Below are 20,552 nucleotides of genomic sequence, written 5' to 3'. Positions count from 1 at the left end.
ATTATAATTAATTGCTTATATTTGCTTTTAAAAACGCAAAATTTTCAATATGAAAAGTATTTGGAAACATATCAAAAGGCTTTATAAACTCTATTTTATAAGATTCTTTTAATCTGAATAAATCTCTTGATAATGTGGTTGGATCACAGGATAAATAGAAAATATTTTTCGGTTTTAATTGTAAAATTTTAGTTAAAATTTCTTTATCAAGTCCACTTCTTGGAGGATCTACTATTAAAAGATCTATTTTTTTATCATAATTTTTTATGAATTCTAAAACATCCGCTTTTATAAAAGTGGTATTTCTTATATTATTTATATTTGAATTCGAATGAGCCGCTTTTACAGAAATTCCGTTATTTTCTACGCCTGTAACATGTTTAAAAAGTGGAGCTAAATATATAGAAAATAAGCCCACTCCAGAATAAAGATCTAACAGGACACCTGATATTTTCTCTCTTTTTATAATTTCTACAAATTCATTCAATATCTTTTTTGTTATGTTATAATTATTCTGGAAGAAAGCGGTAGGTGGAATTTGATATTCAAATCCATTAAACTCTTCTTTTATAATACCTTCCCCTTTTAATGTTTTATAAGGCCCTCGTAAAACAATTGAATCAGAACCATTCATTACATGGATAATAGAATTTGCTTTAATTTTTTCCTTTATTAATCTTTTGAAATTTTTATAATTATTTATATATTCTGTTTTTGTAATGAAGATTGACATAATTTCATTTTTTGAAAATGATTTTCTTAAAACAAGATGTTTAAATTCTCCTTTTCTGAATTTTGGATTATATATTTTTAAGTTTAACGCATTGAATATTTTTTTTGTTTCAGAAATAATGTTATTAAATTCTTTAGGAGCAATTAAACAATTTTTTATATCTATAATATCATTACTGTTTCTCTTTTTCAATCCAATTTTTATATCTCCATTTTTATAGGAAAATGCAAATTCCATTTTACTTCTGTAATGATTTATTTCATCTGAACCTATTGCATTTAATACTAGAGTGTCGTCTAATTTTCCAATTCTTCTTATTTGTTCTTTAACTATTTTTGTTTTTATTTTTAATTGTTCATTATAATCAAGGTCTAACAATTGACATCCTCCACATTCCTGATAATGAGGGCAAATTTGTCTATTTCTATATGGTGATTTTTCAATGTATTCCACTACTTCAGCAAAATAAACATCTTTTTTTCTGTTTTTTACTTTTATTTTAACAAATTCTCCTGGATATGCGTGTTCTACCATATATATTTTATTATCATATCTTGCAAAACCATATCCACCATTAACTATTTTTTCAATAACAACATCTATAGTTTCCATAACGTTCACCTCTTTGTATTTATATATTCATTATAACATATATTTCATTTTTTAGAGTTTTTCTGATAAAATATATATATACATTTTTTAATGCTAAAAACCTTTTGCTTTTAAACCTTTCATTATTAACTCTGTTATTTTTATATAATAAAATTTTACTACAAAAAATATTGATGCCCCAATTAAAGGCCACATATAATAGAAAATTTTTACATTGAAAAAAGATTTATACATAAAATAGGATGATGCCACTGGTACGAGAAAAAATATAATGTGGGGTATTTTATTTTTTTTATTATATACTATACTTAATACTGGTGGTAATAAAAAGGTCGAAAAAAAGATTAGACCAAAAATATCATTTAATATTAATATTAAAAAGCCTGAAGTTAAGGTGGATATAATAAAATATTTCATATCTGTCAATTCAAATACCAGAATTAAGGGTATTAAGCTGAAAAATGCAACAAAAACACCTAATACAGGAATAAACATCTGTGAGGTAAATAGTAACACTGTTATAACGCTTAACATAGCAGAAAATGTTATGTTTTTTACCATTAAAACAACCTCTCTTTCAAAAAAATATAAAATTTAGATAGGAGGAACATTATGGATAAAAAAAGATTGGAAAATTTCGAGAAAATTCTAAGAGATATATGTTTTAAAATTAAGGTTGAAGGAAGAAAAATTATAAAAAATAGTGAAATATCTCCTGCACAATTTGATCTATTGCAAATATTATACTTTCGAGGTGAAAAAAGAGTTACAGATTTAAGTCTGGCTTTAGGGATAACAAAGAGTACGACTACAGGTTTAATCAACAGACTTGAAAATTCAGGGTATCTTAAAAAAACAAAAGATGAAAAGGATAAAAGAGTCACGACTATTAAAATTACAGAAAAAGGCAAAAATGTTATTGAAGAAGTTATAAAAGCCCGTGTTGTGTTTATGGATAAAGTATTATCTAAAATCGAAAATCCTGAAAAATTAATGAATCAGCTTGAGGATCTGGATAATATTATAAATGAGGTGAGGAACTGTGAAAAAGATTAAAACTTTTTTGTTTGTATTTTTGATGCTTACCTCTATGATCTTTTCTTTTCAATTAACGATAAATGCCCCAAAAGGTTCTTTAGTTTATATTAATAATCAATATATGCTTACAATGAAAAGCAATACTGAGAATGTTTCACTGCAATCGGGAACATATAATATAATAATATCAAAATTTGGGTATAAAGATTATAAAACTACAGTTTCTATTGACTCAGATAAAAAAATAAATGCAAACCTTATTCCTTTGGCTTCAATAGAATTTAGGGCAAATATAGAATCATTTTATATTTCTTTTGATAAAAATAAGGTGTTAATAAAAAATGGTGATGTTCTTAAAATTCCTATAAATGTAAAAACTCTAACAATTTCAGCTGAAAACTATAAATCCCAAAATATTAATCTTGAATTAAAACCATTTGAAACAAAGAAAATAATGGTGGAGTTGGTTCCAAATGGTATGGTCACCTTTGATTCAACACCAATTTCAAATTTGTATATAAACGAAAAGTTTGTAGGTGAAACACCGTATTCTACTATTTTATCTTTAAATAAAAATTATAATATTAAATTGATTAAAGATGGATATCTACCTTTTAAGAAAAATATTATTTTAAAATCTGACGAGCCAGTGAGTTATAACTTTGAATTAAAAAAAGGAATTCAGTTGTATATAGATTCATCACCACAAAATGCGTTGGTGACTATAAATGGTGAAAAAGTTGGATATACACCAAATACATTTACTGTTCCATCTGGTAATCTAAAAATAATTTTATCAAAAATTGGTTACATATCAAAGGAATTAACAATAAACTTAGATAAATCATTGAATAAAAAAACTTTATTCTTTGAATTATATGAAAACAAAAGAATTGTAAAAATACAGAATAGTAAAGGTTTAGAGTTTTATTTAGATGGAAAATATATTGGTGATTCGGTTGAATATCTTGAATTGGACGGAATGCCTCATATTTTGGAAATAGTCTCAAAAACAGATAAAAATCTTTTTTTTAGGTATATTATAAATAAAGATTCACCAAAAGAATTAATTTTAAATCCATTACTTTCAACTTCGGTTGAAGTATTATCTCAGGAAAAAATTCTGGCTTATATAAGTGATAAATATGCATTTACGCCATCAACTATTTTAATAAATACAATGCAAAATACTAAAAAACTTGATATTTATTATTTAAATTCAAAGAAATCAATAACATTAAGAAAAAACAGATCTCAAACAGTTTTTTTAACTACAGAAGATAATATAGGGGCAGTTTCTTTATTTACATCTTCTAATTATGTATTAATTTATATAGATGGAAAATACATAAATCGAGGGTATGTTTTAGGAAAGGTTTTAAATAGTGGTATTCATAATGTTGTATTTAAGTTTCCTGATGGAAAATCGTATAATATAGATATAAATATAAATAATTATGAACATAGAGTAATATTCTTTTCTAAAGCAAATCTGGTGCCTGTAAAAATAGTAAATTCAAGAGCATTTGATGTTTATGTTGATGATATTAAATATACAGCTTCTGAATTGGATTTAAGGTTGGAATATGGGGTTCATAAAATTAGCGTATATAAAGGCGATAGAAAAATAGTAGAAAGATTTATATATATTACCGATGAAGGAAAATATATTAACCTGGATAATTGGTATTAAGGGGGCAAAAAAATGAAAAAATTTTTGATTTTTATTTCAATATTTATTTTTATTGTATCAATATTTGGTGAAATTCTCGATGTTAAACCAACTTCGCCTGTATATCCACATGTTTATAAAATAGTAAAAGCTGGGATAATGGAAACGGATACACAGGGAAAATTTAATGGTGCTATTTCCGTTTCAAGATATGATTTAGCTATATTTGGTTCTAATTTTCTGGATTATTTAAATGAAAATTATAAAAAGAAATTAGATTCTTTAGACGCTTCATTAACAAAATTAGAAATGGAAAAGTTACCTCAAAGAGTGTATACATTGGAAAACTTCATGTTTTCACTTGATGCTGATTATAAAAATACGAAAAATTTACTGGATGATTTTTCAACGAGAATCAAAAATTTAGAAAAGGCTATAACAATAGATTCAACAGATTCTAACAATCCTATTTTTAATGCGATTGCTCAAAATGCATATATGGTGGCTGAAAAAAAGTCAGTTGAAAAGATTAATGAATTATACGAAACAACACTTGCGTCTATTGTTATTTTTAGCAATAGAATGAATGATTTTGAAAAAGCAGTTGAAGGTGTTTTGGAAGAATTTTCAAGAACTAAAGAGTACATGACAAATACTCTGGATGATTATCTAAAAAGGGAACAGAGCAATTATAAGTCATATATAGATGAATTATTTACAAAAGAAAAAGAAGGATTAAAGGTATATATAACAAATGAAGTTGCTGCGCAGATGCGATGGAAAAAAGATAGTGAAAATGCAACTATAATGGAATTAAAAAATGAATTAAATAATTTAAAAAATGAAATATCTTCTTCGAATACATATATAGATGAAGTTGTTCAACAAAAATTTGATTTTCAGGTGAAGCCATTAATGAATTTAACCTCAAGAATACCAGAATTATCAAATCAAATAAATGAATTAAGTGACAGGGTATCTTACCTGGAATCCGGGATTAAAATGACAGATTCTTCAACAATAACAAATGAACCATTATTACTAAGAAAGTTACAAACAATTGAAGATAAAATTGATAATATTGAAAGCCTGAAAATAAAAGTTGATGAATTGGAAAAAATAACAAATTCATATTCTGCAATCTTATCCGATTCGTCAAACAGGGTGAATATTCTTGACAAAAAAGTGCTTGATATACAGAAAGAGATAAGTGATTTAAAAACAAATATCAAAACAGGTATACCGGAAGAATTGCTGAATAGATTATCTTTGATTGAAGAAAAAATAAATAATATGAAAAAGTTAGAAAATGCAGCTGATGAAATCAGAAATTTAAATAAAAAACTTCAGGAATACGATCAAAGAATAGGATTATTAGAAGGAGCTGCATTTGATAAAGAAAATGAAAGTATATCGAATTTATTCACTAAATTAGATAAAATTGAATCAAGAATTAATACCAATGATTATGCTGTATCAAATCTTACAACACAGGTTTTAGGCATGGAAAAAGACCTCGAAGCATTTAGAAATGCGGTCAAAGAAAGTGGTCTTAATAATATAGGGGAGTTATTAAAAAATGTTAATTCCGCTTTACCAAAATTATCAAATATTGAGCAATTGAGCACAAAAAATTCTCTTGAAATTCAAAAATTGAATAATGAGTTAAAAATTGTAGAAGAATTAACAAAAAAAATCAAAACACTCAACAATCTTGTTCAGGAATTGGCATTACAACCACCGACTGAAAAATTGCAAAAAGATGTTATAAATAATACAAAGGTGTTATTTGAGTTAAAAAATAACTTTGATAAAAATACTTTAAAATTAAATAATTTTGAAGGAAGATTAAAATCACTGGAAAATTCTATTTATAATTTAGAAAGTCTACCTTCTAATAATAAAGACGTTTTAACAGGTATAATCAGCGATATGGTTTCTCAATCTTTAATGAGTAAATCGGATGAAATTAAAGATTATGTATATATGCAAATTAAAGATGACTTAATAAAAGCGAATATGAAATCATTAGAATCTATAATAACACGATTAAATATAGTTGAACAAAAGGTTGAAAATGTTTCTGATACATCTTATCTTGATGAGAAAATAATAGATCTGGAAAAAGAAGTAACAAATTTAAAATCTCAAAATAGTAAAATTACTACAGAGTTGCTGGAAATGAAAAAATATTCAGAAAATACGGATAATCTTGAATCAAGATTACAATCATTGGAAAGTAGAATTAATAATCAAAATATATTGAACAATTTGTTATATGGTTTAGTTGGAGGTATAGTTGGCGGAATTGCTGTATATGTAATAATGGGAGGATTATAATGGAATACGGAATTGCTCTGGGGAGCGGTGGAATTCGAGGGATGGCTCATATAGCTTTATTGGAACATTTAGAGTTGAAATATAAAAATAATCCTGTTTCTATAAGCGGGTGTAGTGCAGGTTCTATAATAGGGGCATTGTATTCATTAGAACCTAATAGTAAACTGGTGATGAAGAAATTTAATTATATTATAAAACATTCATCAAAAGAAATAAATTATATAAAAAAGAATCTTGAAAATAAGATTACTGGTTTTGCTAAGTTATTATCTTCAAAGGGGATTTTAAATAATGATTTATTGTTTAAACTTTTAAAACCATTATTTTATAAAAAACGTTTTTCAGATTGTAAAATACCCTTTGGTGTTGTAGCTGTGGATATAGATTCTGAAAATATCGAAGAAATAACAGAAGGATATATTTTGGATGCAGTTATGGCTTCATCAAATGTACCGGCAGCATTCACTCCAAAACTAATGGGTGGAATGACACTTTTAGATGGCGGTTTATTGGAAGAAGTTCCTATAAATCTTTGCAGGAAATTAGGAGCTAAATATGTAGTTGCTTCTCATATTCCACAAAAAAATGATAAATTTAATGATGGATTGGAATACATAAACTATATTTCTTCTTTAAGTATAGACTATATTACAGAAGAAAAATTAAAACAGGCAGATGAAATTTATATATTTGATTCAATATATCAATGGTATGAATTTGAAAAATATGAAGAAATATATTTTGAAGCAAAAACAAAACTTGAAAGAAGTGAAAAGCATGAATAGAATAAAAATAGCTGCTGGTGATATAAAATATGGTATTTATTGGAATTCTGGAATAATATCGCAATTTCTGCATCAGAATATACCAGTTTTTCTGAGAGTTACAGGAGTCAGCGCTTTATTGCCATTTTTTATATCAAAATATAGAAAAAATTTTTTTGGTAAAATGATTGAATTCATACAAAACTCAAAAGTATTAAATCGATATTTTTTTAAAGATAAAATATATGAAAAATTATATAATCAGGCGATTGCATTATGGAAACTAAATAAAAGAAAACAATTTGAATTTGAATCTCATAAAGAATTAGAAAAGGAATTAAAGTCTTATTTTGGAAATACAAAAATAGGTGAATTAGGGGATTTTTTTCAGATTGAAAGTTATAATATTGAAAAAAAGGAAATATATAATTTTAATTTAGATGAATTGTATGTCGATGCTTTATTAGCATCATTTTCAACTCCACCCTTTTTAAAATATTATGAATATAATAAACAGAAATTAATTCCATCATCTGAAATATCATTATGTCCTTTAAATATTTCAGACATAGATATAATAACATCTTTAGAATGTTCGATGGTTTTACCGAATCCTAAAAATGGTGCTGAAATATTACTTTATTCATTTTTTTTGAGAAAAAAGAAATTATTTGATATAATTACTAAAGAGAAAGATATTTTGACTCCATTAAAAATATCCTTTCACTCTTTAAGTGGAGCAGCATATAATAATGCCAAAAAAATAGCTCAAACATGGATAAATAAAAATTTGGAGGTATAATAATGAAAAAAGTTTTTATAATGATTTTCATTCTATCTTTTGTTATAATATCATATTCTTCTACCATACATGTAAGTGCAGATACTGTAAAAGGCGGAGATGAATTTTATGTATTGAAAAATAATGTTCAGGTTATTAAAGGAACTTTAAAAGTATTAACGGATTTAGCAACAGTTACACTTGTTAATGATGAATGGAGAAAATTGGCATCTGAAGGTGGTATTAAAATAAAAACAGATACAATGGAAGCAACAGCAGTATCTCTGGAATATGACTTAAAAAAAGATACAGGTTTATTAGAAGGGAATGTTGAAACTGTTATTATATTAGAAAACAATGATAAGAAAATATATATATATTGTGATGAAATTAATTTTGACAATAAAAATAAAACATATTCTGGAAAAATGAATTCAGAAAAAGAACTTGTAAAAATTATAAAAGATGATTATTTAATTTTTTCCAGATCTTTCGAATATGATGAGAATACAAAAATTTTGGTATTAAATAATAATGTAAAAATAACAAATCCGAAGAAAAAGATCGACATGGAAACAACAAAGGCAACATTCAAAACGGATAAAAATGAAATTTCTGCTAATAAAGTTAAATTAACTCTTGAAATAGAAGATAAGGAGGAGAATAAATGATAGATATAAAATTGATAAGAAGGAATCCTGAAATTATTATTGAAGCATTAGAAAAGAGAAATCATGAAACAGATTTAATTAACCAAATAAAAGAATTAGATGAAGTGAAAAGATCATTACAAACAGAGGTTAATGAATTACGTGCCAAAAGAAATGAATACTCAAAACAGGTTGCTAAATTAAAAGCCGCTGGTGATGTAAAAGAATTTACAAAAATCAAGGAAGAATCAAAAGAAATTGGCAATGAAATAAAAGAAATAGAAATGCAAATGAGAGATATAGAAGATAAAATACATATAAAATTATTACATATTCCCAACATTCCTGATGAAAGTGTACCTGTTGGGAAGTCAGAAGAAGATAATATAGAAATTAGAAAATGGGGCAAGATTCGTGAATTCGATTTTAAACCTAAAGCACACTGGGATTTAGGTCCTGAATTAGGAATGCTGGATTTTGAAAGAGCTTCTAAAATAAGTGGATCAAGGTTTTCAATATTAAAATCACAATTAGCAAGACTTGAAAGGTCATTAATAAATTTTATGCTTGATGTTCACACTAAAGAACACGGGTATATGGAAGTTTTACCTCCTCATCTGGTAAAAAGAGAAACTATGTTGGGAACTGGGCAATTACCAAAATTTGAAGAAGAAGCTTATAATACAAAGAATGATGATTTGTTTTTAATTCCTACCTCAGAAGTTGCTCTTGCTGGAATGCATCAAAATGAAACCTTGAGTTTTAAAGATTTACCATTAAAATATGTTGCTTATACGCCATGTTATAGAAGAGAGGCAGGAAGTTATGGGAAAGATGTAAGGGGTATGATAAGGCAACATCAATTTGATAAAGTAGAATTGTTCTGGTATACCACACCAGAAGATTCTGAACGAGCTTTGGAAGAGTTGACTTCTCATGCAGAAAGAATTTTACAACTTTTAGAATTGCCATATAGAGTAATAACTCTGTGTAGTGGAGATTTGGGGTTTGCTGCAGCAAAAACATATGACCTTGAAGTATGGATACCAAGTTATAATGCATACAAAGAAATATCTTCATGTAGTAATGTTAAGGATTTTCAGGCAAGAAGGGGTAATACAAAATATAGAACAAGAAATAATAAAATGGAATATGTTCACACATTAAATGGTTCAGGACTTGCAATTGGAAGAACTGTTGTAGCAATAATGGAAAATTATCAATTACCTGATGGAAAAATAAAAGTTCCAAGAGTACTTGTTCCATATATGGGAGTGGAGGTAATAGGCTAATGCCTAATGCTTTTTATGGCATATTTAATGAAAATAAGGTAATTCTTGATAAAGGTGAAACATCACATTTAAAAATCGTAAGATTAAAAGAAAATGATGAAATAAAGGTTTTTGATGGTAAAGGGAATATATATTATTGCATAATAGAAAAAATTAAGAAAAATGAGACTATTTGTCAGATAAAAACAAAAGAAACTTATATTAAAAATCTAACACCAGAGATAGACTTTTATATAGGAGCAAGTAAATTTGATAGAATGAAAATCTTAATAGAAAAATTAGTTGAATTAAGAGTAAACAATATTTATATATTTCACAGTAAAAAGTCACAGTTAAAATTTAAGACTATTGAAAAATTCAAAAAAACTATTATAGAAAGTTCTAAACAATCAGAAAATCCTGTTTTTCCAGAAGTTAAATTTTTCGATTTGAAAAATATTCAAACAATAAAAAATCCAATAATGTTGGATTTAACTTCAACAAAATCATTAAAAGATGAATTAAATCATATGTCTAAAGTAGAAAAAATTTCTATAATTTTAGGTCCTGATATGGGATTTACAGAAGAAGAAATTTTAAAATTACCTGAAAATAGAGTCAACCTTGGAGATACAATTATGAGATTTGAAACAGCAGGAATTTATACTATGAGTATACTGAATTATTTTTTTGATAGATTATATTGAAATTAAAATCTTTTTATTAAGAACTTTTCCCGCATATTTAGAGTCAAAAATAACAGACTCATAGATAGGAGGGGGAAAGTATGATGAAATCTTATGTAAAGTATTATGAGGAAACTAAAAAAGAATATCATGACATGTTGAATCATGCCAAAAGGCCTCAGGATGTTGTTGACGTATTTACAAAATATACATTGAATTTTTTGAAAAAGACATTTCCCGACAGAATTAAAGATGAACATTTAAATTATATTGTATTTGATGAAGAAACAGAAGAGGGTTATTCTTTTGAAGAGCCGTTAATGCAACTTTTAAAAGATGAATTTGAGACGTCCGATTTACCATCAATATTAAGAAAAAAAGCTAAAGAAGCTAAAGATAGATATCTTCATATAATTAATGATAATGATAGAACAGGTACATTTAGGCTATCAAATAGTTCCAAAAATTATTAAATAAATAATAGAAAACACGGCGCAGGCCGTGTTTTTTATATTAAATATAAAAAGTTGTAAAATGTAAAACAATTTCTTTGAAGAAAAATAATTTTTCTTAATATATTATATATAATTTATAAAAATTTTCAATATATTAATAATTAATTATTTCATATGGTATTTTATGTTCAGTTTTATATGCGATCTCATTTGAATCACTTGAATCATTAATTAATATATAATCATATGATGTATCAAAAATAAAATATTGAGGATTGATCATAATCTTACTTTGAAAAAATAAATATTTTAAATTACCAAAGAATTTTGTTATTGTTTTAGGTCTAAAAGAAAATGTATAATCACTTATTGTTATATTTGGGAAGAAAACATTTGAAACATTTTTAACCCAGGTTATACTATATAGTGAATAAGAACCATAATGAATTACTATGTTCTTTGATATTGAAGTATGTGAATTTTCATTTTCAAGTATTAAAGTAATAAAATACTCGTGATTTGGAGTAATATCAGAAGCAGGTATTGTAAATTGATCTGTTTTAGGATAATAAATTTTTTTAATATTTGGTGCATCTATAGAAGATAAAATCAAAATGACTTTATCATATGAAATATTTGATGTTACCCAGGAAACATTTATAGGATTATTATTTGATATTATGTCATGACTTTTAGGAGAAGTAAATTCAATATTATTCAGGTTGCTTTCATCATATATATTGCCAATGTAAAAGCTTTCCTCTATTGTAGATTTTTTGGTGAAAATTTTTAAATTGTATTGAGAATCCACATAGTCTTGTGGGAAATTTTCAAATTTTATGTAACCATAATAAGTGTTTTCTGTAGCGTCTTTTTCTAAAATTAATGGAAGGTCTATACCATTTTTGGATAAAATAATCTGAGAAATATCATCAACATTAATAATTTTTTCATTAAAGGGGATCCTTAAATTTAGTTTATATAAGCTTTTTTCAGTCCATAACGCTTGTTCAATTTCATTATATGTTTCGAAAGTTAATATAGAATTTTTATCAAAACCATCCTTTAAATAGGTGTTTGAAATATAATAATATGTTTTTTTAATATTTAAATAATTATTATCAGAAGATGTAATATCTATGTGCAATAGATATTGATTACCAGGAATTAAATCAGAATGTGAAATAATGAAAGGGTTATTATTTCCTGATTTTATATTGTTATTGTTGTTATTGTATAAATCAACATAAAACCATTCTTTATTTTCATTAAATGTAAAGTTTATTGTTAAATCAGTATTTTCTGGAATTATATTTCCATCGACAGAGTATGAAACCATATTTTCAATATCTTTAGATGTATATATATGTCCTATATAAATTTCTTTTATCTCGATTATTTGATTATTAGAATCGTAAACCTTTATATAATAATTTTGATCTTCGTATTTTGATAAATCTTTATTTAATAGATTTAAGTAAAAATTATATACATTGTTATAGTCATTCAAGAATTCTCCAATATCTCCTATAAAATCATTTGATACAACTATTTTTTTGATATTAATGTTATCATTTATTTCTAACCTTCCATTTATTTCAATGCTTAACTTTGTAGAATTTTCACTATCGAGAAGTTCAGTATTGGATGAAAAATTCAAAGAATTAATTACAGGCCCAAAACCATAATAAAATGAGGTTCTTTTAGTAATTCTAACAGGTGAATCTTGATTGCTCCAGAATAGAAGAATAACATCATACTTATGTCCATTTTCAAAATATGATGATGGTATAGTATAATTTTTTATTGAATTATTATCTATATGAAATGATGAAATCCATCTATAATCATTATTAGTTGAATCCCAAAGATGAATATCAACCTTCGAATAGTCTAAATTACCAGTATTCCACGAAACAATAATATCAGATCCATCTGAAATAGTATAATTTTTTTGTGGTGAAGTAATATTAATCTTATCAAGATCGCTTAATTTATAAATATAACCTATATAACCGTTTACTGTTTCTGAAGAGCCATCTGTTAAATATGCAGTAACATAATAATTTTGATTTTCATATAAAGATAAATCTTTATTGGTAATATCATATTCAAATTCAAATTTGAAAAGATTATCAGTATTTTGTATGAATTCTCCTATATTTTCAATACTATCATTAGAAAGAACTATTTTTTCAATATTTGAATAATCTGAAACTTCAATACCTCCAAAAATATTAATAATACTTCTTTCTGGGAATTCCTCAGTGTTTATTTCTCCCCATGTGTTTTTTATTATCGGCTTTTTTCCGTAGTAAAAAGTGAAAAAAACCCTATATGCTTCATTATTCTTCGTCATTAACCATATTTCACATAAATATTTTTTACCATATTCAAAATTTTCATATGGAATTGATAAATAACCGTCTTTTACATCAAAATGAGAAGAAAGAATTAAATTATTTCTGTTTTCATCAAATATTTCAAAATGAGTATTATTATAGATATAATCTGGATCTGTAGGTTCAAATTCTAATATAATATTTTCATTTTCAGGAACAACTTGATTGTCAATATCCGTAATAATATGTAAGGGTGGAGGATATGAATCTATATGTTTCGTTCTCCTATATGTTTTCCCATTTTCCAGATTGATCTCAATGATATAATCTTTATGTAAAAAATCATTAATATTTTCAACAGGTAATGAATAAAAAGCTTCAAACTTATTATTCTCTTTTTTGTCTAAGGAAAATAAAATATTTCCATCTTTTATAATATTAATAGAAAGTACATTATAATTTTCTTTTATTCCGACAGATACTCCAAAATAATAATAAAGATTGGAGTTTAAATCTATATGCGAATTAGCATGTAACCACATGTCATAATATTCAATTGGATTTTCAATAACATCATCAATAATATCAACCCAGGATGAGTAATCAATAGCCATAACTTCCATATTATTATTTAGAGCTTTTACTCTTTTTATGAATACTGAAGTATTATTTCTTAATTCAATAACGTTGATTTTTGCAATTGTTCCATCGTCAGATGAATTTAAATTTGCAACATCAAATTCAAACTCATTATTATTATTGTATTCTGAATATGCAATAGTGAACCCATTTTCTCCAACGGCATTATAAAATTTTATATCATCATTTTGTAATAAAGTTATCGTCATAACTTTTATTTTATTTAGATCTCTTCCTTTTATATACAACATATTTTCGTCTTTATTATATTCAAGGTATATATATGGTAAATCTACTGTAGTAAATGTAGCAACTTTAGTCGATGTCATATTTTTGCTATCTGTAGCTATTGCGGTTATAGTATATTCAATATTTCTATCAAGATTTTTTATTATAAAATTATTATCTGAATCTTTTTCTATCTTTTTATCATTTAAAATAATATCAATGTTATTTATAATGCCTTCCTCATAATCATTTGCATATACTTTTAATTTAAAGTTGTAAGGCATTACATCTTTTAAATTTTCGAATATTATATCTGGAGGTGTATTTATTGTTTTAAATTTAACATTTGTTGTTGTAGAAAGCGACTTGGAATTACTGTTAACAATATCTGTTGCTATTATTGTCATTGTATAATCTAGTGGATAGTCAAGCATAATATCTTTTTCTAGAGTTGTAACATTTTTGAAAAATTTTTCATCATTTAAATAAATATCATATATTATATTATTTAAGTCAGGATCCATATTTTTTATTTTAATTTTATATATACCCCCATGTACTTTCGAATTTTCTAATGGTGAAACTATTTTAATTTTTGGAGGTCTGTTTGCTGCTTTTCTGTAATTAACAGCGAAAATTGCAAAATCATATAAATTAATAACACCATCTGAATTTTTTAAACTATAAATATTTGCGAATATATCAGTACCCTTTGATGAAGGATATATATCATATAATTCATCGTAATTTGGATGACTAGCTGTAGTTCTGTAATGTTCCTTGAAATAAGCAAAATCAAATAGATCTACATAACTATCATGATTGAAATCACCAAGAAGCATAGGAGTAGCTTCCGATGTGTTTTTAATGGCCATATTGTCTAAAGACTTAACTCCTTCAACCCTCAAAATAGGATGATCACCAGAAACCTTTAAAAAGTTCCAATCTTTTTTTTGAAGTTTTCCAAAAGAAATAGAAACTACAGTATTACCATTAACATAATCAATGATTTTAAAAGGAACATCATTAAAAGTAAATTTATCTTTATCGATTTTTCCTTTAAAAGTAATTTCCAGTGCATATAGATCATTTTTCAAAGAGAATAATGAAATATTGTTCTCAACTTTTTGTAGAATATAATTGTTGTTAAATATTTGTTGAGTATTTTGAATTTTGTTTTTTGATTCTGTTATACATGATGTTAATAACAATGATAATACAAGTATAAGCACTGCCAGATATACATTTTTTTTCATTCCAAATCCCCCTTTTAAATAAATTTTTTAATAAAACTATTTCAATATTATCCAGGAACTGAAATCTGTAGTAAGTTCTTCGCTTGGAGATAGTAAAACTGTAATATCTTTAAATGTTATTTTTGTATTTGATTGATAATTGTTTAGCTTTATCTCAAGAAAATCACCTTTAATACTTCTTGTTTCAAGGAAACCAAAATCTATAGTAATTATTTTCGAATTTTCTTCAGGACCATAGATAAGATCTGGATTTTTTGCATCATTTATAAAAGAGATATTCCCGATTTCAATGTAATAGTCGTATTTTATTTCTATTGTCATACCAACAATATTTTCAGTATCACGGCTATATAAAATCAATTTATTATTTTCAACCCTCATTCCAACCATAGCTTTATCTACCGTTTTAAAATTAATAATTTTCTGAGCTTCATTGTTTTTTTCATCTTTTGCTATAATCTTTAATGTATAGTCTTTATTTCTTTCTAAATTTTTTAAGTTTGTATTTGTATCTGTAATTGAATCCATTATTAGTTCCTCATTTAAAAAGATTTTAGTAGATATTATATTGTCATTATCCGGATCGGATATCTCCCATGAAATTTCAAAATTGAATGGCATAATAGCATTATCCTGCACTCCATTAATCTTTATTAAAGGTGGATTGTTTGGCTTTGCATTAACAATGATGTCAAAAGAAATACTGGAAGTAGCACCAAAAGAATCATAAGCGATAAATTTAGCAGAAAAAGTACCTTCTGAATCTGGCAACCAGGAAAAAATACCATTTTCCACTTTACCAAAGTTTGATAATTTTGATATTGTAATGTTATTATTATCTGGATCGGAAACATAATTATTTAAATTAATTTCAAATAAATGATTAACTGTAGCAGTTTGGGTTTCGATAGGTTGCCAGACTGGAGGAGTATTTTTTTTAGTAATAAATGACCAGACAGGACTTATTACAGAGCCAGTATTTTTGTTATCTGTTACTTCAACTTTCCAATAATATCTGGTATTAAATTTTAGATTTTGTAATATATATTGAGTGCTTGTTGAATTTGTTGTTAATTTTTCTAATTTAGAATCGTCTTCACCAAAATATAAAGTATAATATAATATATCTCCATTTTGATCATAACTATTCCATTTTAAAATAGGATTTATTTCGATATTTTCAGATTTATCTGGTGGATAAATATTTTCTGGAATTGTTGGCATATAGTTTATTCTTTCGCACGATATAAATAATATAATAATAATTATGAAAATAATGTAATATAATTTCATTTAATCACCACCTAAATATCGCTTTGAATAATATATAATTAATTATCAACCAAATACTATTTCATAATTATCACCTTCTCAGAATTATTAACTAAAAAATTAACCTGATTCTTATATCTTTGATATTCTAATTACGTTAGAATTTTAGAGAATAATTCTTTATTTTAAATTATGATTTTATTTTACAAAAAATTAACTTATATTTTTTCAAGGTTTATTATATCATTTCTATTAATGTTTTGTCAACACTTTTTTATAAAAAAAGAACTGCTTTTCAGCAGTTCTTTGATTAATGTTATTTTAATCTATATTTCTTTTTTACTTTTTTGATTTCATCTCTGTATTTTGCTGCATCTTCATATCTTAGTTCTGATGCGGCTTTAAACATTTCTAATTCAAGTAGTTGTATATATTCTTCTGGTGTTGTATTTTCAGCAACTTCAAATATAAATTCTGGTTTTTCAACTTTTTCCATAAATTGTTCAAATATATTTTTAGGTAGTTCTTTTATTATACTTTTTGGTTTTATATTATTTCTTTCATTATAATCCATTTGCAATTTTCTTCTTCTATTTGTTTCGTAAATAGCGTTTTGCATTGCTTCTGTAATTTTATCTGCATACAATATAACTTTTCCATTTATATTTCTTGCAGCACGGCCTATTGTCTGGATTAATGTAGTTTCTGATCTTAAAAATCCTTCTCTATCAGAATCCATTATAGCAACTAGTGAAACTTCCGGTAGGTCAAGACCTTCTCTTAATAAATTAACTCCAATAACAACATCTACATCTCCACTTCTTAGTTTTCTTACTACTTCAGATCTTTCCATAGCATCCAATTCAGAATGTAAATAAGTTGCTTTTATTCCAATTAGATTTAGATGATCCGCAAGCATTTCTGCATCTTTTTTTGTTAAGACAACGGCTATTGCTCTTTCGTTTCTTTTAATAACTTTTTGTAATTCATCTATAAAATCATCAACCTGCCCTATAGTAGGTTTAACAAGTACTTCTGGATCTATTAGTCCAGTTGGTCTTATTATTTGTTCAACAATTTGGTTAGAATGTTCAAATTCAAATGGACCTGGAGTTGCAGAAACGAAAATCGTTTGACCTATTTTTGATAAAAATTCTTCAAATTTTAAAGGTCTATTATCATATGCAGAAGGTAATCTGAAACCGTATTCAATTAAGTTTCTTTTTCTTGAATGATCTCCAGCCCACATAGCTCTTAATTGAGGTATTGCTATATGAGATTCGTCAATAAAGGTTATAAAATCTTTGTCAAAATAATCGAGTAATGTCCATGGCGGATCTCCTGGATTTCTATTATCAAAGTGTCTGGAATAATTTTCAATACCTTTACAATGACCAAGTGTTTCAAGTAATTCCATATCCATTAAGGTACGTTGTTTTATTCTTTGGGCTTCAAGTAATTTCCCTATTTTTTGAAATTCATTTATTCTTATTTCTAATTCTTTTTTTATGGAGTCGATTGCCCTTTGTATTTTTTCTTCTGTTGTGACAAATTCACTGGCAGGATAAATGGTAATTTTATCAAAAAATTCTATTTTTGTTCTATTTAATATATCAAAAGAATAAATTTTTTCAATTTCATCATCAAAAAATTCTATTCTAATTCCAAAATCTTCATATGGAGGGTAGATTTCAAGAATATCTCCTTTAAATCTAAAATTCCCACCGGTATGCTTATCTTCAGAACGAGTATATAACATTTTTGCCAGTGATTCTAAAATGAATCTTCTTTTATATTCTTTTCCAACCTGTAGTTTTAAATTTATATTTGCAAAATCTTCTGGATTACCTGAGGCGTAAATAGTTGAAACACTTGCAACAACTATAACATCTCTTCTTGTTAATATAGATTTTAGTGTAGAAAGCCTCATTTTTTGTAAAACATCATTTATTGTTGCATCTTTTTCAATGTACATATCTCGTCCGGGTAAATATGCTTCTGGTTGATAATAGTCATAATAGCTAATAAAAAATTCTACTTTGTTTTCCGGGAAAAAATCTTTAAATTCTCTATATAATTGTACGGCAAGTATTTTGTTTGGGGATAATATAAGTGTTGGTCTGTTTAATTTTTCAATAACATTGGCCATTGTGAAGGTTTTTCCAGAGCCGGTTACACCAAGTAGGGTTTGAAATCTGTAATTTTTATTAATTCCATCTATTATTTTTTTTATAGCTTTTGGCTGATCGCCTTGTGGTTTATATTTTGAATTTAATTTAAATTTGGTCATATACATCACCTTCTTTTAAAAATACACCATTTACGCTTAGATTTTTTAATTAGGTTGTTGTCTAAAAAGTTTCAAATGCAACGAAGACTCGAAGATTGTCCTTACACGCTACCGCGGGTATTGGTTTAAATATTTTTTTAATTAAAAAAAACTTTTGAGCTATCGCTCTCTTACAGTGGGTTATTGGATAAATAATAAAAATCATTTATTCTATATACTATAAAATCCCAATTGTGTTAACAATTGGGATTTATTTTATTTTTTTACCAATTCTAATTTTAATCTTGCATATACAGGGATACCGTTTAGATAAGGTGGATAATATTCACCTTCGATTAGAGGTAATGCGTATTCAATAAATTTTTCATTTACAAACATACCGTCTTCGGTTATGAATTCTTCTGGAATTAATTTTGTTTCATTTGCAACATTTTCTAAAGATATTAATTTTGTTTTGCTTAAATAGGGGTTGTTATATATTCTTTCTATTCCAACCATATATCCACTATATCCTTCTAATGCATATTTTACAGCCATTGTTCCAACTTCTATAGCCTCATTAACATCTATCTGACTTGATATATGTCTTCCACTTCTTTGTAAATAATCAGGTACTGCATAATGCGTTTTTATATTTAACTCTGTTTTTATTAAATTTGCTAAAGTTGAACCAATTCCACCTAATTGAACATTTCCAAAATTATCTTGATAGCCTCTCGCGGCAACAAATGTACCATCTTCGTATTTTATACCTTCAGATGCAGCTATAGAACAATATCCGTATCTTTTAATTGTATTCTGGATTTTTTCAAAGAATTTTTCTTTGTGAAAAGGCACTTCAGGTATTAAAATGATATGTGGACCATCACTTTCATGTCTTTTAGCCAATGCAGTTGAAGCAGCAACCCAGCCTGCATGCCTTCCCATTGTTTCTAATATAAATACCTTTGTGGAATCTGCTGCCATACTTTTAACATCTAATGTTCCTTCTAAAATAGAAACCGATAAATATTTTGCAATAGACCCAAATCCTGGGGTATGGTCAGTTTCTGGTAAGTCATTATCCACTGTTTTTGGCACACCAATGACCTTTAAATCATAATTTATTTTTTGTGCATATTGGTGAATTTTGTTAGCTGTATCCATTGAATCATTTCCACCATTGTAAAAAAAGTAATGTATGTTATATTTTTCAAATATTTCAAATATTTTTTGAAATTCTTCTTCTGTTTTTAATTTCCTTCTACAAGAACCAAATGCGCTGGATGGTGTGAATTTTAATAATTCAATTTGATCAGGATCTTCTTTACTCATATCAGCTAATTTTTCATCAAAAACGCCGTTAATTCCATTAATGGCAACATATATATTATCAATTTTTTCAGAATTTAAAGCCGCTTTTATTACACCATATGCTGATGCATTTATAACACTTGTTACACCACCTGATTGTGCATATATAGCATTTTTCATGTTAGTCCCTCCAATGTAAAAAATTTAATGTGTAAATTCAATTTACAGAA

Annotated in this window: 15 protein-coding genes; 9 read left to right on the top strand and 6 right to left on the bottom strand. The window is 26.1% G+C overall.

All coding sequences use genetic code 11. The annotated features are described in order from the left end of the window. Window positions 1-7: 7 nt before the first annotated feature. Window positions 8-1,345 carry a 23S rRNA (uracil(1939)-C(5))-methyltransferase RlmD gene (gene rlmD / locus X274_RS09140; protein WP_047266531.1) on the bottom strand — a complete coding sequence of 446 codons (1,338 nt, stop codon included), beginning with the start codon at window positions 1,343-1,345 and terminating at the stop codon, window positions 8-10. A 93-nt stretch (window positions 1,346-1,438) separates the two neighbouring features. Continuing rightward, complete coding sequence (locus X274_RS09135; protein ID WP_047266530.1) at window positions 1,439-1,906, bottom strand: hypothetical protein; 468 nt, start codon at window positions 1,904-1,906, stop codon at window positions 1,439-1,441. Window positions 1,907-1,957: 51 nt separating this feature from the next. Here X274_RS09135 and X274_RS09130 point away from each other — a divergent pair, with 51 nt between their 5' ends. From X274_RS09130 to X274_RS09090, 9 genes are all read left to right on the top strand, one after another. Next, window positions 1,958-2,401, top strand: coding sequence for a MarR family winged helix-turn-helix transcriptional regulator (locus X274_RS09130; RefSeq protein ID WP_047266529.1), 444 nt, complete (start codon window positions 1,958-1,960; stop codon window positions 2,399-2,401). After that, window positions 2,388-4,076, top strand: coding sequence for a PEGA domain-containing protein (locus X274_RS09125; protein ID WP_047266528.1), 1,689 nt, complete (start codon window positions 2,388-2,390; stop codon window positions 4,074-4,076). The genes X274_RS09130 and X274_RS09125 overlap by 14 nt, the downstream gene beginning before the upstream one ends. Window positions 4,077-4,088: 12 nt before the next feature. Then, window positions 4,089-6,395 (top strand): hypothetical protein, encoded by a 2,307-nt coding sequence (locus X274_RS09120; protein WP_047266527.1) that lies wholly within the window; start codon window positions 4,089-4,091, stop codon window positions 6,393-6,395. Then, on the top strand, window positions 6,395-7,180 hold the full coding sequence (locus X274_RS09115; protein ID WP_047266526.1) for a patatin-like phospholipase family protein: 786 nt from the start codon (window positions 6,395-6,397) through the stop codon (window positions 7,178-7,180). The genes X274_RS09120 and X274_RS09115 overlap by 1 nt, the downstream gene beginning before the upstream one ends. After that, window positions 7,173-7,961: a hypothetical protein gene (locus X274_RS09110; RefSeq protein ID WP_047266525.1), complete on the top strand. Its 789-nt coding sequence runs from the start codon at window positions 7,173-7,175 to the stop codon at window positions 7,959-7,961. The genes X274_RS09115 and X274_RS09110 overlap by 8 nt, the downstream gene beginning before the upstream one ends. Before the next feature lie 2 nt (window positions 7,962-7,963). Further along, window positions 7,964-8,611, top strand: coding sequence for an LptA/OstA family protein (locus tag X274_RS09105; RefSeq protein ID WP_047266524.1), 648 nt, complete (start codon window positions 7,964-7,966; stop codon window positions 8,609-8,611). Beyond that, window positions 8,608-9,882, top strand: a complete 1,275-nt coding sequence (gene serS / locus X274_RS09100; RefSeq protein ID WP_047266523.1) for a serine--tRNA ligase — start codon at window positions 8,608-8,610, stop codon at window positions 9,880-9,882. The genes X274_RS09105 and serS overlap by 4 nt, the downstream gene beginning before the upstream one ends. Further along, a complete protein-coding gene (locus X274_RS09095) occupies window positions 9,882-10,568 on the top strand; it encodes a 16S rRNA (uracil(1498)-N(3))-methyltransferase (protein ID WP_047266522.1) in 687 nt (228 codons plus the stop codon). The genes serS and X274_RS09095 overlap by 1 nt, the downstream gene beginning before the upstream one ends. A gap of 80 nt (window positions 10,569-10,648) precedes the next feature. After that, complete coding sequence (locus X274_RS09090) at window positions 10,649-11,020, top strand: hypothetical protein (protein WP_047266521.1); 372 nt, start codon at window positions 10,649-10,651, stop codon at window positions 11,018-11,020. A 136-nt stretch (window positions 11,021-11,156) separates the two neighbouring features. Here X274_RS09090 and X274_RS09085 read toward each other — a convergent pair whose 3' ends face one another. From X274_RS09085 to X274_RS09070, 4 genes are all read right to left on the bottom strand, one after another. Then, window positions 11,157-15,467: a hypothetical protein gene (locus X274_RS09085; protein WP_047266520.1), complete on the bottom strand. Its 4,311-nt coding sequence runs from the start codon at window positions 15,465-15,467 to the stop codon at window positions 11,157-11,159. Between the two features lie 36 nt (window positions 15,468-15,503). Then, window positions 15,504-16,760 (bottom strand): hypothetical protein, encoded by a 1,257-nt coding sequence (locus tag X274_RS09080; RefSeq protein ID WP_047266519.1) that lies wholly within the window; start codon window positions 16,758-16,760, stop codon window positions 15,504-15,506. Window positions 16,761-17,055: 295 nt separating this feature from the next. After that, window positions 17,056-19,029, bottom strand: coding sequence for an excinuclease ABC subunit UvrB (uvrB, locus tag X274_RS09075; protein WP_047266518.1), 1,974 nt, complete (start codon window positions 19,027-19,029; stop codon window positions 17,056-17,058). A gap of 255 nt (window positions 19,030-19,284) precedes the next feature. After that, window positions 19,285-20,502, bottom strand: coding sequence for a 6-phosphofructokinase (locus X274_RS09070; protein WP_047266517.1), 1,218 nt, complete (start codon window positions 20,500-20,502; stop codon window positions 19,285-19,287). Between the last annotated feature and the right edge of the window lie 50 nt (window positions 20,503-20,552).

This window comes from Marinitoga sp. 1155 (genome assembly GCF_001021175.1).
Lineage (GTDB): Bacteria > Thermotogota > Thermotogae > Petrotogales > Petrotogaceae > Marinitoga.
Note: the sequence above shows the minus strand (reverse complement) of the source record. Positions and strands in the feature narration are given on the sequence as shown.